Source organism: Arthrobacter woluwensis (genome assembly GCF_030816155.1).
GTDB lineage: Bacteria > Actinomycetota > Actinomycetes > Actinomycetales > Micrococcaceae > Arthrobacter_E > Arthrobacter_E woluwensis_A.
Window position 1 is genome coordinate 328,468 of the sequence record NZ_JAUSXR010000001.1, and the last position, 14,387, is coordinate 342,854.

12 protein-coding genes are annotated in these 14,387 nt (G+C 70.4%); 2 read left to right on the plus strand and 10 right to left on the minus strand.

Annotated features, from left to right (window positions below):
• Positions 1–97: 97 nt before the first annotated feature.
• The gene (locus QFZ52_RS01540; protein WP_307495869.1) at positions 98–676 is read right to left on the minus strand and encodes a TetR/AcrR family transcriptional regulator; all 579 of its coding nucleotides are present in this window, start codon (positions 674–676) and stop codon (positions 98–100) included.
• A 55-nt stretch (positions 677–731) separates the two neighbouring features.
• Here QFZ52_RS01540 and QFZ52_RS01545 point away from each other — a divergent pair, with 55 nt between their 5' ends.
• On the plus strand, positions 732–1,274 hold the full coding sequence (locus QFZ52_RS01545; protein ID WP_307495870.1) for a DUF4188 domain-containing protein: 543 nt from the start codon (positions 732–734) through the stop codon (positions 1,272–1,274).
• A 72-nt stretch (positions 1,275–1,346) separates the two neighbouring features.
• On the opposite strand, the gene yczR is transcribed toward QFZ52_RS01545, so the two are convergent.
• Positions 1,347–2,834, minus strand: coding sequence for a MocR-like transcription factor YczR (gene yczR, locus QFZ52_RS01550; protein ID WP_307495871.1), 1,488 nt, complete (start codon positions 2,832–2,834; stop codon positions 1,347–1,349).
• 59 nt (positions 2,835–2,893) lie between these two features.
• Between yczR and yczE the strand changes: the two genes are divergently transcribed.
• Complete coding sequence (gene yczE / locus QFZ52_RS01555; RefSeq protein WP_307495872.1) at positions 2,894–3,529, plus strand: membrane protein YczE; 636 nt, start codon at positions 2,894–2,896, stop codon at positions 3,527–3,529.
• A gap of 57 nt (positions 3,530–3,586) precedes the next feature.
• Here yczE and QFZ52_RS01560 read toward each other — a convergent pair whose 3' ends face one another.
• The 8 genes from QFZ52_RS01560 to QFZ52_RS01595 form a co-directional block, all read right to left on the minus strand.
• Positions 3,587–4,216, minus strand: a complete 630-nt coding sequence (locus QFZ52_RS01560) for an MBL fold metallo-hydrolase (protein ID WP_307495873.1) — start codon at positions 4,214–4,216, stop codon at positions 3,587–3,589.
• Entirely contained in the window at positions 4,213–5,307 is a 1,095-nt protein-coding gene (locus tag QFZ52_RS01565; protein ID WP_307495874.1) for an S-(hydroxymethyl)mycothiol dehydrogenase, read from the minus strand. Before QFZ52_RS01565 ends, QFZ52_RS01560 begins: the two co-directional genes overlap by 4 nt.
• 156 nt (positions 5,308–5,463) lie before the next feature.
• Positions 5,464–5,967 carry a tetratricopeptide repeat protein gene (locus QFZ52_RS01570; protein WP_307495875.1) on the minus strand — a complete coding sequence of 168 codons (504 nt, stop codon included), beginning with the start codon at positions 5,965–5,967 and terminating at the stop codon, positions 5,464–5,466.
• Positions 5,964–6,917, minus strand: coding sequence for a DNA-formamidopyrimidine glycosylase family protein (locus QFZ52_RS01575; protein WP_307495876.1), 954 nt, complete (start codon positions 6,915–6,917; stop codon positions 5,964–5,966). Before QFZ52_RS01575 ends, QFZ52_RS01570 begins: the two co-directional genes overlap by 4 nt.
• Positions 6,910–11,961 (minus strand): DNA glycosylase AlkZ-like family protein, encoded by a 5,052-nt coding sequence (locus QFZ52_RS01580; protein WP_307495877.1) that lies wholly within the window; start codon positions 11,959–11,961, stop codon positions 6,910–6,912. The genes QFZ52_RS01575 and QFZ52_RS01580 overlap by 8 nt, the downstream gene beginning before the upstream one ends.
• A gap of 103 nt (positions 11,962–12,064) precedes the next feature.
• Positions 12,065–12,724 (minus strand): DUF4232 domain-containing protein, encoded by a 660-nt coding sequence (locus QFZ52_RS01585; RefSeq protein WP_307495878.1) that lies wholly within the window; start codon positions 12,722–12,724, stop codon positions 12,065–12,067.
• Between the two features lie 134 nt (positions 12,725–12,858).
• A complete protein-coding gene (locus tag QFZ52_RS01590; RefSeq protein WP_307498623.1) occupies positions 12,859–13,518 on the minus strand; it encodes a YcnI family copper-binding membrane protein in 660 nt (219 codons plus the stop codon).
• Positions 13,519–13,655: 137 nt separating this feature from the next.
• On the minus strand, positions 13,656–14,303 hold the full coding sequence (locus QFZ52_RS01595) for a hypothetical protein (RefSeq protein WP_307495879.1): 648 nt from the start codon (positions 14,301–14,303) through the stop codon (positions 13,656–13,658).
• Between the last annotated feature and the right edge of the window lie 84 nt (positions 14,304–14,387).

Consider the following 14,387-nt stretch of genomic DNA (forward strand, 5'->3'; position numbering starts at 1 on the left):
TTTCCGCCGATTCCGGTGTGGAAAAGCATCCTATGGAGCAGTCGATCTGTGTGGGGGGCGTGAGGGAGGGCTCGGGGTGGGGTGGGACGAGTGGACGTCAGCTGGCCCAGGCGCGTTCGATCGCGTCGAGGGCGGCCAGGTACTGGGCGTCCCGGTCGGCGGTCGGTGAGCCCAGGCCGGCCATCTCGAGGCTGACCATTCCGTGGACCTGGGCCCAGATGACCGCGGCCATCTCCTGAGGTGAGCCGTCGCGCAGGGTTTCCCGCTCCTGACCGGCTCGGATAGCGGACAGCAAGGGCTGGAGGGTGATCTCGGATTCCGGCTCCGGCGGATCCTGGCGGCTCTCCTTGAGATTCAGGAGGCCGCCGAACATGAGGCGGTAGAGGGCGGGGTGGTCCAGCGCCCACCGGCGGTAGGCGATGCCCAGGGCGCGGAGCCCGCCGTCGGCGGCCGCTTCCTGCGCGGCGCCGAAGGAGGCGAATCCGTGGTTCACCACCGCCTCCAGAAGCTGCGCCTTGCCGCCGAAGAGTGAGTAGATCGCGGTGGTCGAGGTGCCTGCGGCCGCGGCGAGATCGCGGAGGGTCACCCCGGCCGGGCCGCGTTCGGCGACGAGGGCGGCCGTGGTGTCCAGGAGGGTGAGCCGGAGCTGATCGTTATGAATCACAGGTCTTGCCATGCCTGACATTGTTTCATAACCTTGTTTTGTAACAACGTTACTAAACGGAGGCGTCATGAATTCCACAGTTTTCCCGGGCCGGTACACGGCGGCTCTGAAGGATCCGGCCGGGCAGAGTGATCGAACTGGGCGGGGCGACGTGCACCGCGAGGTGACGGTGTTCCTCATCGGCATGCGGGCGAACCGCTGGTGGAAGCTGGGTCGCATCGCCCAGGTGACGTCCGCCATGCCGAAGATGCTCGCGCATCTGGCGCGCACTCCCGAGGCGGGCATGCTCGGATTCCACACCTGGTTCGGGCGGACCACGATCATCCTCAGCTACTGGGAGAGTCCGGAGCATCTCAATCGCTTCGCGGCGGATCGGGAGGCGCCCCATCTCGAACCGTGGCGCCGCTTCATGAAGGAGCTGGCGGGAAGCGGCGATGTCGGGGTCTGGCATGAGACGTACCGGGTCCGGCCCGGTGATTTCGAGACCGTCTACAGCGACATGCCCCGTTTCGGTCTCGCCGCCGCCACGCAGCACGTTCCGGTCGGGCGGGGGACCGGCACCGCGCGCGAGCGGATCCAGCGCGGCGCCCCCGGATCGACTGCTCCCTAGGAAGTCATTCCGGGCCGGAATCGGCGGGGAAAAGCATCCTATGGAGCAGTCGATCTTTTTTTGGGGGTGGGGTCAGGCGATCGCGACGGCGGGCGGATCCGGCAGCCGACGGCGGAGTCCGGGGGTGCTGAGCAGCTGAGCCTGCGCGTCCTTGAGGGCCAGGACGCCGCGTTCGAGATCGCTTGCCGGCAGCGTGAACGGGAGCCGCAGAAAGTGCTCGAAAGCCCCGCCGACGCCGAATCGCGGCCCCGCGGCCAGGCGCACCCCGCGCTGGGCCGCCAAGAGGGTCAGCGCCGCGCTGCTCACGGCCTCGCCGTGGGCGCCCTGCCGCGGGAGCCTGCACCACACGGACAGCCCGCCGTCGGGGACTTCGGTCCGCCATTCGGGCAGGTGTTCCTCCAGGAGCGCGAGCAGGGTGTCCCGCTGAGTTCGCAGTTCGGTCAACCGGGGTCCGAGGCCCGGCAGGTCGCGCTGGAGGATGTGACGGCCGGCCAGTTGTTCGGCCACGGGTCCGCCGAGGTCCAGAGGAGTCCTGGCCCGGGCCATGCGCTGGATGTTCTCGGCTGAGGATCGGGCCCAGCCGATGCGCAGGCCACCCCAGTGGGTCTTGCTGAGGGAACCGATCGTGACGACGCCGGAAGCATACGCCCCCAGGTGTGGGGGAGCGATACCGTCGAAGTCGATGTCCCGCAGCGTCTCATCGGCGATCAGCACGGTGCCCGACGCTGCGGCGACCCGGGCCACGCGGCGTCGCTGTTCGGCGGGCATGAGCCGACCGGTGGGGTTCTGGAAATCCGGGATGAGGTACGCGGCGGCAGGCCGGTGCCGTGTCAGGGCCGCCTCGAATCCGTCGACGTCCCAGCCGTTCGACAGAGGAAATGCGAGCGGGATGGCTTTGCACTGCCGGGCGCCGATCGCATCCAATGCGTGAGGGTAGCTGGGGTGTTCCACAAGGACGCGGCTGCCCGGGGCGACGAATGCCGCCAGTGCGAGGGCCATGGCCTGCTGCGCCCCGCCGGTGACCATGACCTGGTCCATGGTGGTGGGCAGCCCTTCGGCGGTGAACTTCGCGGCGATCGCCTCCCGGAGCTCGGGCAGACCGTAGGAGTCGTAGCCGAAACCGGGAAGGAGTGCGGGGAGTTCACTGAGCGCCGCGGTGTAGGCCTGGTGCACGGCCGCGCCGTTCGCTGGGAGGCAGGCGTACGCGAAGTCGACGACTCCGTACGGGGCGCGGAGCCCCGGCGCGTAGTCCGTGCGGGCCGCCCAGGGATCCTCTTCGCCGGTCCGGCTGGGGATCGAGGTCCGGGCGCGCGTGCCCTGCCCGGCCGAGAGGAATCCCTCTTCCCGCAGCGCGTTGTAGGCGGCGGTGACGGTGGTCCGGCTGACGCCGAGGGACAGCGCGAGCGTGCGTTCGCTGGGCAGCGGGGAGTCGAGCGGAAGCCGGCCGTCCATGATGAGAAGACGGACGACGTCGGCCAGCTCGCGGTACGCCGGTGCCGAGCCGCGGCGCCACTCGCCGAGCAGCCTGACGAAGACGGTGCTGGATGTGGCCTGATGCATGAAGCCAGTATTCCAAAGTGGCTATGTTTTTCATAGCCAGTTCCTGGGAGAGTGGAGCCATGATGTTCCGAAGGATTTCTCAGCTCATTGCCGGACTGGCCTTGTACGGCTTCTCCATCGCCCTCTTCGTCCGCGCCGGACTGGGCACCGCACCCTGGGATGTCCTGCACCGTGGGGTCTCGCACTTGACTGGCATCAGCACGGGCGTGGTGATCATCGTGCTGAGCTTCCTCATCCTGCTGCTCTGGATCCCCCTGCGGCAGAAGCCTGGCTGGGGGACGCTCGCCAATGCCGTCCTGGTGGGGCTGTTCGTGGATCTGTCGATGCCGTTCATCCCTCAGGCGGACGGGCTGATCTGGCAGCTGGTCTTCCTGCTCGGGGCCCTGGCTCTCAACGCCGTGGCCACGGCGTGCTACATCAGTGCGAACTTCGGCCCCGGCGCCCGGGATGGGCTCATGACCGGCCTGGCGCGGCGCACGGGATGGCCTCTGTGGAGGTGCCGCACGTTGATCGAGGTGACGGTCGTGGCCATCGGCTGGGCTCTGGGCGGCGTCCTCGGTGTCGGAACGGTCGCCTACGCCTTCGGCATCGGTCCCCTGGTGCAGTGGCTGATGCCGGTGTTCGCGATTCCGGGCGTACGCCGAAAGACCGTGGAGGCACCCGCCGTCGAGCGCTTCCCGTCGACTGCTCCGTAGGAGTTCCATTCGAGCCTGGAACGGCATCCTACGGAGCAATCGATGGGAGTGCGGGGGTCAGTGACCCCGGGCGATCCATTCCTGCAAGTGCGGTGCCTCGGCGCCGATACTGGTCGAATCACCGTGGCCGGTGTGGACGACCGTCTCGCCCGGGAGCGACAGGAGGCGCTCCCGGATCGATTCGATGATGGTCGGGAAGTCGCTGTAGGAGCGGCCCGTGGCCCCGGGGCCGCCGGAGAACAGCGTGTCCCCGGTGAAGACCGTGCCGAGCCCGGGTGCGTGGAAGCTCACGGACCCGGGCGAGTGTCCCGGTGTGTGCAGAGCGACGAGCTCGGTGCCGCCGACCTCGAAACGCTGCCCGTCCGCGATCTCCGCGTCCGGGGCGGTACCCGGGTACACGGCTTCCCAGAGCATCTGATCCGCCGGGTTCAGGAGCACCGGCGCGTTCACCAGATCGGCGAACTCGCGGGCATGGCGGATGTGGTCGTCATGGCCGTGAGTGAGCAGCACGGCCTGGACCTTCCGGCCTGCGACGGCGGCGGCGATCCCCGCGGCGTCGTGCGCGGGATCGATGACCACCACCTCGGCGTCGTCACCCACGATCCAGACGTTGTTGTCCACGTCCCAGGTGCCGCCGTCCAGGGAGAAGGTTCCGGACGTGACCAGGTGGTCGATGCGGGCGGTCACAGCTCCACCACCGAACGCAGCACTTCGCCACGGTGCATCTTGTCGAAGGCGGCTTCGACGTCACCCAGGCCGATGCGCTCGGTCACGAAGGCGTCGAGCGGCAGGCGGCCCAGCCGGTACTGATCCACGAGCATGGGGAAGTCGCGGCTGGGCAGGCAGTCGCCGTACCAGGAGGACTTGAGGGAGCCACCGCGGCCGAACACATCGAGCAGCGGGAGGTCGAGGGTCATCTCCGGGGTGGGGACGCCGACCAGGACCACGCGTCCGGCGAGGTCACGGGCGTAGAAGGCCTGCTTGTAGGTTTCAGGACGGCCGACCGCGTCGATCACGACGTCGGCGCCGAAGCCCCCGGTCAGCTCGCGGATGCCTTCCACGGGGTCCGTCTCACCGGAGACGATGCCGTGCGTGGCACCCAGCGTCTTCGCGAGCTCCACCTTGGCGGGATCCAGGTCGACGGCGATGATCGTCGTCGCGCCGGCCAGCTTGGCGCCCGCGATCGCGGCGATGCCCACGCCGCCGCAGCCGATCACGGCCACGGATTCCCCGCGCTTGACCTCGCCGGTGTTCATGGCGGCGCCGATGCCGGCCATGATGCCGCAGCCGAGGAGTCCGACGGCGGCCGGGTCCACGTCGTCATCGATCTTGGTGCACTGACCCGCGGCGACCAGGGTCTTCTCCGCGAACGAGCCGATCCCGAGGGCCGGCGAGAGCGGGGTGCCGTCCTGCAGGGTCATCTTCTGGGTGGCATTGTGCGTGGCGAAACAGTACTGCGGCTGGCCCTTGGCACAGGCGCGGCACGTGCCGCACACGGCACGCCAGTTGAGGATGACACGGTCTCCCGGCTTCAGATCGGTGACGTCCGGGCCGACGGCACTCACGACGGCCGTGGATTCGTGACCCAGGAGGTACGGGTAGTCGTCACCGATGCCGCCGAGTTTGTAGTGCAGATCCGTGTGGCAGACGCCGCAACTCAGGACGTCGACGAGCGCCTCCCCGGGACCCGGGTCCGGCACCAGGATGGTCTCGATGCTCGCGGGAGCACCCTTCTCCCGGACGACGACTGCCTTGACTTCGTGGACGGCTGCGGCCATGAAACACCTCCGGTGCTGTGGGTTGAGCTGTGGGTCGTTCAATGCTGTTCCGAGCCTAGCGAGATCCGAGGTCTCCTGTCGCCACGTGACCGTCCTTGTGGACATCCCGCGGGACGGCCGTGTGGACATCCAGCCCTGTTGTGTCCACGGCGGGACTCAGCTGGTCTGGCGGTCGAGACCGGCCAGGTACTCGGCGTTCCCGCGGAGCGCCGCTTCGTACCGGGTGAGTTCCGGAGAATCGACGTGGTCCGCGAAGAGCGTGAGGGCCGACGACAGCGCCGCATGATGACGGCCCTGGGCATGCAGGGTCAGCAGTTCGAAGACGCCCAGCGAGAGCGAGGACGGGAAGCGCTCGCGCCCCGCACGGAACATTTCGGCGGACCGCTCCAGTTCGCCGAGATTCCGGAGGGTGCTCCCGTACTGCAGGTAGCACTTGCGGAGGCTCTCGCCGTCGAGCCCGGCCTCCATGGCCCGCTGGTAGTACCCCTCCGCGACCGACTCCTGGCCATCGGTGTCGTAGGCGCCGCCCACCTGATAGAGCACCTCGGGGTGGTCCGGATGCTCAGCGAGGATCTCCAGGAACGCGTCGATGGTGGGCTGCATGTTCTCCCGGTCGCGGACCGAGAAGATGGATTCGAGGCGGTCTTCCAGGCTGGTCATGGGGTCCTCCGGGGTGTGGGATCGGTCGGGAGCGGCTGGCACCGCGGGCAGAAGTAGATGACACGGTCCTGCGTCACGCGTGCGGGACCCCGGGACGGGCCGCCTGCCCGGGCGGCGGATGTGCCCCCAGTCCAGGTGCCAGGCTCGCCGAGCGAGCCTTCCCGGATGGGCGTCCGGCACCTCAGACAGGGCTGTCGGGCCCGGCCGTACACGTGATACCGGGGCCAGGAACCCCCGCCCGCGGGCCGGATCCCCTGCGGCATCGACGTCGTCTGCCGGGCGGGGGTTTCACGGTTCATGTCCAGCAGGCGATGGGCCTCCGCCACGACGCCGGTCAGGTCCAGTGTGCCGTCAGGCGCTCCCGTGCGGTCCAGAAGGGCCTGCACGGGTGCCGCGGGGTGGAGGCCGGCCAGGAAGCAGAGCTCGTTCCGGTAGATGTTCCCGACGCCCGCCATCACCCGCTGGTCCAGCAGGGCGAGGCCCAGCGGCCGGGCGGGTTCGGCCCGCAGGTTCGCCTCCGCCGTCGCGGGGTCCCAGTCCGGTCCCAGCAGATCGGGGCCGAGGTGACCCACCACGCTGGATTCGGCGGACGTCTTCAGCACCTCGAGGATGCCGAGGGAGAACCCGACGGCGGAGCCCCGTTCGGTGCGCAGGACCACCCGGGCGGTGTGGCCGGGTTTCCGCCAGCGCTCACCCGGCTCGTAGCACTGCCACGCGCCCTCCATCTTGAGGTGCGAATGGATCGTCAGACCCTCACGGTCGACCCCCTCCGGCGGGGAGAGTCGATGCAGGAGGTGCTTGCCGCGGGCCACGACCTCGTCGGTGCGCCACCCGCTCAGGTCCAGCGTGGCGAAGCGGGGCACGCGGAAATCGCTGGCGAGCAGCGTGGTGCCGCGCAGGAAGGCATCCAGCAGGGACGCGGCGCGCCAGACGGAATCCCCCTCAGGCACGGATCCTCACTCCTCGGGGCGTCGAGTAGGCACCCGCGGCGAGGAAGGCGGCGGCCAGCGGGGTGTCCAGGAGGTCCCGGCCGTTGACCTTCTCCATCGCGAGCCGGTCCACCGCGCCGCGCCGGACCGTCGTGACGAGCGAGGATGCGGCCTCGGTCAGCAGGGCCTCGTCCTCCGTGAAGCTGAGGAGGGTCTTCCCGCCCCGCTCGACGTAGAGGACCAGGCGTCCGTCCACCAGAACCACGAGGGCGCCGGCCTTCCGTCCGGGCCGGTGCCCGCTGGCAGCGCCGTCGAGCGTCGGCCAGGGCAGGGCCGCGCCGTAGGGGTTGGCCGGGTCCGTGGCAGCGAGCGTCACCGCGGTATGCGGGCGGTCCTCCGCGGCCAGGATGGCGCCGTCCTCGGAGAACGACCGCAGCCGGTCCACCGTGGCGGGGACGGAGAACTGAGCGGCCCCGAGCTTCTCGATGAAGTAGCCCCTGCGGGTCCGGCCGCTCTCCTCGAGTTTGCTGAGGATGCGGTAGAGGAGGGCGAATCCGCCGGGCACCTGTTCGGAGACGACGGACCCGCGGGTCAGGACGCCGTAGCGGTCCAGGAGCAGCTCGGCCAGTGCGTGTGCGCGGACCGTGGGGTCGAGTGGTTGCGGCATGACCGCGGACCAGCGCCCCGCGCCGAGGGGAGGAACCGTCGCCATCCCGGGGCCGTCCAGTCCGGCGCCGGGGAATCCACCCGTCCCGCCGAGGCGCGAGCGGCGGAGCGGCCGGGCGCGGGATGGCCTGGGCGCCTGCTTGTGCGCCGTCCCGCCTCCTGCGAGGAGCGCTCGAACCGGGGCGAACGTGTCCCCGGTGACGCGCCCCGCCCAGACCAGCCCCCAGAGTTCAGCGATCATCTCCTCATCCGTGAGCACCGCATCGAGTCCTCCCGCGCTCTCCTTGAGCGGACGGAAGAAGTACGCGCCGCCGCCGGCGAGGTGTTCCAGGAGGCGTTCCTGGGGTGCTGTCGGGTCGAACTCGAGCGCAGGATTCACGGTCAGCGCCGCGGATTCCGCCAGGTGCAGGCTGATCCAGCCGTCGTTGCCGGGCAGCGACGCCGTGCCGGTCCAGAGCACTTCGCCGCTCGCCATGAGTTCGTCCAGGAGAGTGGGGGCGTAGTCGCGGATGCGGGCAGGGAGCACCAGGGTCTCCCAGGCGGAGGCCGGGATGGGGACCCCGGCGAGCTGGTCGACCACGGTCAGGACGCCGTCGAGACCCCGGAGGGCCGCGGGGCTGCGGGACGTGCCGACGTGCTGCCAGGACGGGAGGAATCGGCCGAACGCCTGGGCGTCCACGGGTTCCACCTCCGCGCGCAAGGCGGCGAGCGAACGACGGCGGAGCCTCCGGAGCACCTCGGCGTCACACCACTCCTGCCCACCGACCAGGCGGGCCGTCTCGCCGGTGGACGCGCCGCCGGGAAGGCTCGGGTCCGGGAACGCCTCGCTGTGGCTGATGTCCGTGGCATCGTCCGAGGCTTCTTCCGCGGGTGCCGCATCGGGCCCGGAGACCAGCTCGGGATGCGGCCGGAATTCGCGCTCCACCACCCGGCCGTCGGCGGCGAGCCGCTTGAGGACGGACAGCACCACAGCGGTTCCGAGGCCGAGATGGGTGGCGAGTTCCGCCGTCGTGAAGGGTCCGTGCGTGCGGGCGTAGCGGCCCACCAGGTCACCGAGCGGATCGGCCACCGGTTCGAGGAAGGCGAGGGGGACACCCATCGGGAGCGGCACGCCGAGCCCGTCACGCAGCCGGGCGGAGTCCTCCACCGCGGCCAGATGTTCGCGGCCCCGCAGGCTGAAGCGCAGCGCTCGGCCCGTCGCGACCAGCTGTCGCGCATGCTCCCCGGCGTCCTGAGGATCCTGCAGACGTTCCGCGATCTCCGGCACGGTGAGCGGGCCGAGGAGCCGGAGCAGATCGGCTGTTCCTTCGACCCCCCGCAGCCGGCGGTCGGGCAGGAGCCGCTGCAGTTCGAGCCCGGTCTGTTCGACCACGGCCGGGTCGAGCAGCTCGCGCAGTTCGACGCGCCCCAGGAGCTCATTGAGCAGTCCGGAGTCCAGGGACAGGGCCGCGGCCCGGCGCTCCGCGAGCGGGGAGTCGCCCTCGTACAGGAACTGGGCGACGTAGCCGAAGAGGAGGCTGCGGGCGAACGGGGACGGCTGGGAGGTGGTGGTCTCGGAGATCTGGATCTCGCGGCGTTCGATGCGCCCGGCCACGTCCTGGAGGGCCGGAAGGTCGTAGACGTCCTGGAGACATTCGCGCACGGTTTCCAGGACGATGGGGAACTGCGGGTACTTCTTCGCCACGTCCAGCAATTGCGCGGCGCGCTGGCGCTGCTGCCAGAGGGGCTGGCGCTTGCCGGGCGTCTGCCGCGGGAGCAGGAGCGCCCGTGCGGCGCACTCCCGGAACCGCGAGGCGAAGAGGGCGCTGCCGCCCACCTCCTCCGTGACGATCCGTTCGAGTTCCTCGGGTTCGAAGAGGAACAGTTCCGCGCCCGGCGGTTCGTCCTCCATGAGGGGCACGCGCAGCACGATGCCGTCGTCGGCGGCCATGACCGAGCCGTCCAGCCCGTACCGCTCCTGCAGTCTGCGGCCCACGGCCAGGGCCCACGGCGCGTGCACCGGCATGCCGAACGGGCTGTGCAGGACCACGCGCCAATCGCCCAGCTCGTCATGGAAGCGCTCGACGAGCAGGGCGCGGTCGTTCGGCACGACTGTGGTGGACTGCTGCTGTTCGGTCAGATAGGCCACGAGATTGCCCGCGGCGTAGGGGTCCAGGCCGATGCCTTCGCAGCGCGCGACGGCGGCCGATTCGTCCGCGCCGGACACCTCCCGGATGAATTCGCCGAGCGCCTGTCCCAGTTCCAGGGGGCGGCCCAGGGAGTCGCCTTTCCAGAACGGCAGCTTGCCCGGCTGGCCGAAGGCCGGCGTGACGAGCACGCGGTCGAAGGTGATGTCCTCGATCCGCCAACTCGTGGCGCCAAGTGCGAAGACGTCCCCCACACGGGACTCGTAGACCATCTCCTCGTCCAGCTCACCGACGCGTTTGCTGGACTTCGAATCCTCTTCGCCCACCAGATAGACGCCGAACAGGCCGCGGTCCGGGATGGTCCCGCCGGACACCACGGCCAGACGCTGGGCGCCGGGCCGGCCCTCGATGGTCCCGGCGTTCCGGTCCCAGATGATGCGCGGCCTGAGCTCGGAGAACTCGTCACTCGGGTATCGCCCGGCGAGCAGATCCAGGGTCGCGTTGAAGGCCCCGCGGGGCAGCGCCGAGAAGGGCGCGGAGCGGCGGACCACGGAGAACCACTGTTCGACGTCGATCGGCCCCAGAGCGGTGGCCGCGACCGTCTGCTGGGCCAGGATGTCCAGGGGATTCTGAGGGATGCTGAGCCGCTCGATCTTGCCCGCGGTCATGCGTTCGACGGTCACGGCCGTGTGCAGCAGATCGGCGCGGTGCTTGGGGAACAGGACGCCCTGGCTGACCTCGCCCACCTGGTGCCCGGCGCGGCCCACGCGCTGAAGGGCGCTCGCGACCGACGGCGGCGACTCGACCTGGATGACCAGGTCCACGGCGCCCATGTCGATGCCGAGTTCCAGGCTGGACGTCGCGACGACGCAGCGCAGCCGTCCGGACTTCAGATCGTCCTCGATCTGCGCCCTCTGTTCTTTCGACACGGAGCCGTGGTGCGCGCGGGCCAGGATCGGTTCGGCCCCGGAGGTCTGACCGGCCTGGGCCATCATGTGGGCCGGGGTCGCGGTCGACGCCGGACTGCTATCCCGCAGATTCTCGGCGTCCCGCAGACGTTCGACGGCGGCCGCCACGGCTTCCGCAGCCGAGCGGGGGAGGCCGGCATCGGGGAGCTCACCGTCGGCCAGTCCGTCGTGCGGCTGCCCGCCGTCGAGCCCGTCCACGTTGGCGCCGTCCGCCCAGGCGCTTTCGACCTGGCGCTCCGCATAGATCTCATTGAGCCGTGCGGTGAGCCGTTCGGCCAGGCGTCGGGAGTTCGCGAAGACGATGGTGGAGCGGCGGGCCAGCACGTGGTCCACGATCTTCTCTTCGACATGGGGCCAGATCGAGGCCTGTGGCTGGAGCCCCGAGGCCGGCCCGAGGTCGTGTGCCGAGGCCGCCGCCGGCAGGTCCGACATGTCCTCCACCGGCACGCTCACGGTCAGTTCCCACGTCTTCGACGCCGGAGGGGCCACCACGGACACAGGGGACTCCCCGCCGAGGAACCGCGCGACGAGGTCCCGGGGTTCCACGGTGGCGGACAGCCCGATCCGCTGGGCGGGCCGGTCCAGCAGGGCGTCGAGCCGTTCGAGCGATACCGCCAGATGGGCGCCGCGCTTGGTGCCGGCCACCGCGTGGACCTCGTCCAGGATGACCGTGTCCACGCCTGTGAGCGTCTCCCGCGCGCTGGAGGTCAGCATGAGGAAGAGGGATTCGGGCGTGGTGATGAGGATGTCCGGCGGATGGCTCAGCAGTTTGCGGCGTTCGTTGGCGGGGGTGTCACCGGAGCGGACGCCCACACTCACGTTCGGCGCGGGCAGACCCAGGCCCTTGGCCGTCTGGGTGATGCCGATCAGCGGGGCACGGAGGTTGCGTTCCACGTCCACGCCGAGCGCTTTGAGAGGGGAGATGTAGAGGACTTTGGTGCGGGGCTTGGCTGTCCCTTTCGCGGGAGGCTTCTCCGTCGCTGACAGATCCGGCGCCGGGAGATCCGGGACGTCCAAGGTGCCATCTTGAGGCGGAGCGGCGGAGGCTGCGTCCTCGTCCCCGGCGAGCGGGCCGTGGATCAGCCGGTCCAGGGCCCACAGGAACGCCGCGAGCGTCTTGCCGGAACCGGTGGGCGCGACCACCAGGGCGTGGTGACCCTGGGAAATGGCGTGCCAGGCTTCCTCCTGGACCCGGGTGGGCGCGGCGAACGCCCCCAGGAACCATTGTCGGGTGGCCTTTCCGAAGCGCGACAGGACCTCTGCGGGAGTGCTCCCGGAACCGTCCTTCAGCGCTTCGTATGACATGGGACCATCTTGCCGTAGGGGTCTGACAGGAATTGCACGCGGCCTCCCCGGGCCGCTGGGCGGCGGTCCGGGGAGGCGAAGTCGCGAGAATCGGCCGTGAGGTTCAGGCGGCCTTGAGGGCCTGGACGGTGAGGAGCTTCACCGCGGCGTTCGAGCAGCCGTCCACCGTGACGGGGATGAACAGCGGATCGCTGGAACCCGGCGCATAGACGCGGTACTGGTGTGCCGCCACGTGGACGCAGTCCGGGTGCAGGCCTGCCTGGCTGTACCGCAGCTGAGCGCCCGCGGCCTGGCCGGGCGCGAGGGTGACGGTGGCCGCCGGAACGGACGCGTCCTGCTCGGCCGGAGCGCCGATCGCGGGAGCGGCCGTGCCCGGCACCAGCTCGACCTTGGGGAATCCGGTCACGGTGCACGTGACGCCACCGGTGTTCTTCAGCGTCAGAGTGCCGTAGACGCTGCCCGCCGCTCCGCCGCCTGCCGTGTTCAGGGACGCGGCGAGGGAGCCGCCGGCGCAGGGCTTGGGCGCAGCGACCGGCGGAGTGGTGGTGACGGGCGGCGGGGTGGCCGTGGCCGACGGTGAGCTGGACGGAGTGGTGGCGCTCGGTTCAGGCGTCGTCATGGTGGGCGACGGCGAGTCGCTGGACGGGGAGGGGCTGCTGCCGCTTCCCGGGGTGCTGCAGGCGGCCATCCCCAGTACGAGGACCGTCGCTGCGGCCCCGAGAGGGAAGGTTCGTGACGTCAGGAACTTCCTCGGAGTGCTCATGGAACCCACCCTAGTCCTGTGACGCCTGAGCTGGGGAAACAAAAAGGCCACGACCGGCCCGGGGCGGGTCCACCGGTTGATGCGGTGGACCGGCGCCCGGGCCGGCGTGGCCTCAGGAACCGTTCCGGCGGCGTCTACTTCGTGGCGGCGCGACGGGTGCGGACGAGTGCCACACCGCCCAGCACGAGGCCCGCGACGCCGGCGCCCAGGCCCACCCAGGAGCGGGCGGCGGAAGCGCCGTCGTCACTCGTGGAGGAAGCCGGAGCGGCGGCCTCGGGGGTCGCGGCGCCGTGACCGCCGTGCTCACCGCCCGCGGAAGCGGCGGTGACCTTGAAGGACGGGGCGGGGGACTTGACGGACTCCTCGTCCTGGCCGGCGGCCGGGATCTGGTTCCAGTTCGTCGAGCCAGTGCTGCACTCCTGGAGGGTGGGGAAGTAGAGCGTCGCATCCGGGGTGCTGGGCACCTTCACGGACAGGACGAGGGCATCGCGCTGGTGCGGATCGAGCGGGGTCTTGGCCGTGTAGACGATCGCCTTGGTGCGGGTGGTGATCGAGTTGCCGGTCTCGAGCTTCTTGGGCTCGGGGAGCTTCTCGGTGACCTTCTGGATGGTCCAGTTCGGGTTCACCGTGGGGGTGGCGTCGTCGAGTTCCTTCGGAAGGCTGATGGTGACCTTCGTGGTCGGCTGGGCGTCGCAGCCGTGGGGGATGCCGAAGGTCAGGAGGGCGTAGGAGCCGGCTCCGGTCTTGTCCGGCGTGACCCCGACGTGGGCGCTGGCTGCTGCGGCGGTTCCCAGGAGGAGGGCTGCGGGCGCCGGCGACGGACAGGGTGGACTTCAGGATGCGTGACATGGTGGCCTTTCGCGGCGCGCTCGAAGGCGTGCCAAAAATATGTACTCCGGCGTATATACCGGTAAGGGCATGCTGGCGGTCGTCAGAGGACGACGACGCGCGGCGGCCCGCGGAGCCTGTCACGGCGGAGGGTGCGCCACGGAAGCCGCGGCGGCTCGGGTGCGAAGGGAGCCCGGAGTGCCCGCCCGGCGATCGGAAGGGCCGGGGTCTTCGCAACCCGGAAGAGGGGGCGCAGCCACGCGGCGAGGGCCCAGAGGGCGGCCTCGCCCCGGGCCAGCAGGAGTGCCGTCAGGAGGGTGGCCACGGTGTGGGCCAGGAGCATCCCCGGGTCGTGCGCCAGGGAGTCATGCGCCGCGGAGTGTCCGAGTGCGGGGGAGAGGTGCTGCAGCGCGCCGGTCAGGGCGGCACCGTCGTCGTGCTGATGAACGGCCGGCAGAGTGGCCTGGGGCGTGCCCGGGCCGGCCAGTGCGGTGAACGCCTCGTGGAGCAGCACCTGACCGGCGCCGAGCACAGCGGTCATGGCCGGGAGTCCGAGGCGGATCTTGGTCGCCAGGACCGAGGCCAGGAGGGTCAGCGCGAGCAGGGCGGCGAGGATCGGCGGCGCGGGAAGCGCACCCCCGGCCAGGGTGTGGGCCCCTGCCGCGAGGGCGAGGATGCCGGTGCTCAGGAGTCCGGTCCGCAGCAGGTGGAAGGGCGCAGGACGCCGGAGGAGTCGGCGCGATGAGGGCACGGCTCCTCCTTCTGTGGGCATGGTTCACACTGGGCACGTTTCGCTTCACCGGGCATGGCCCGGGACGCGAAGATCAGGGTGGAT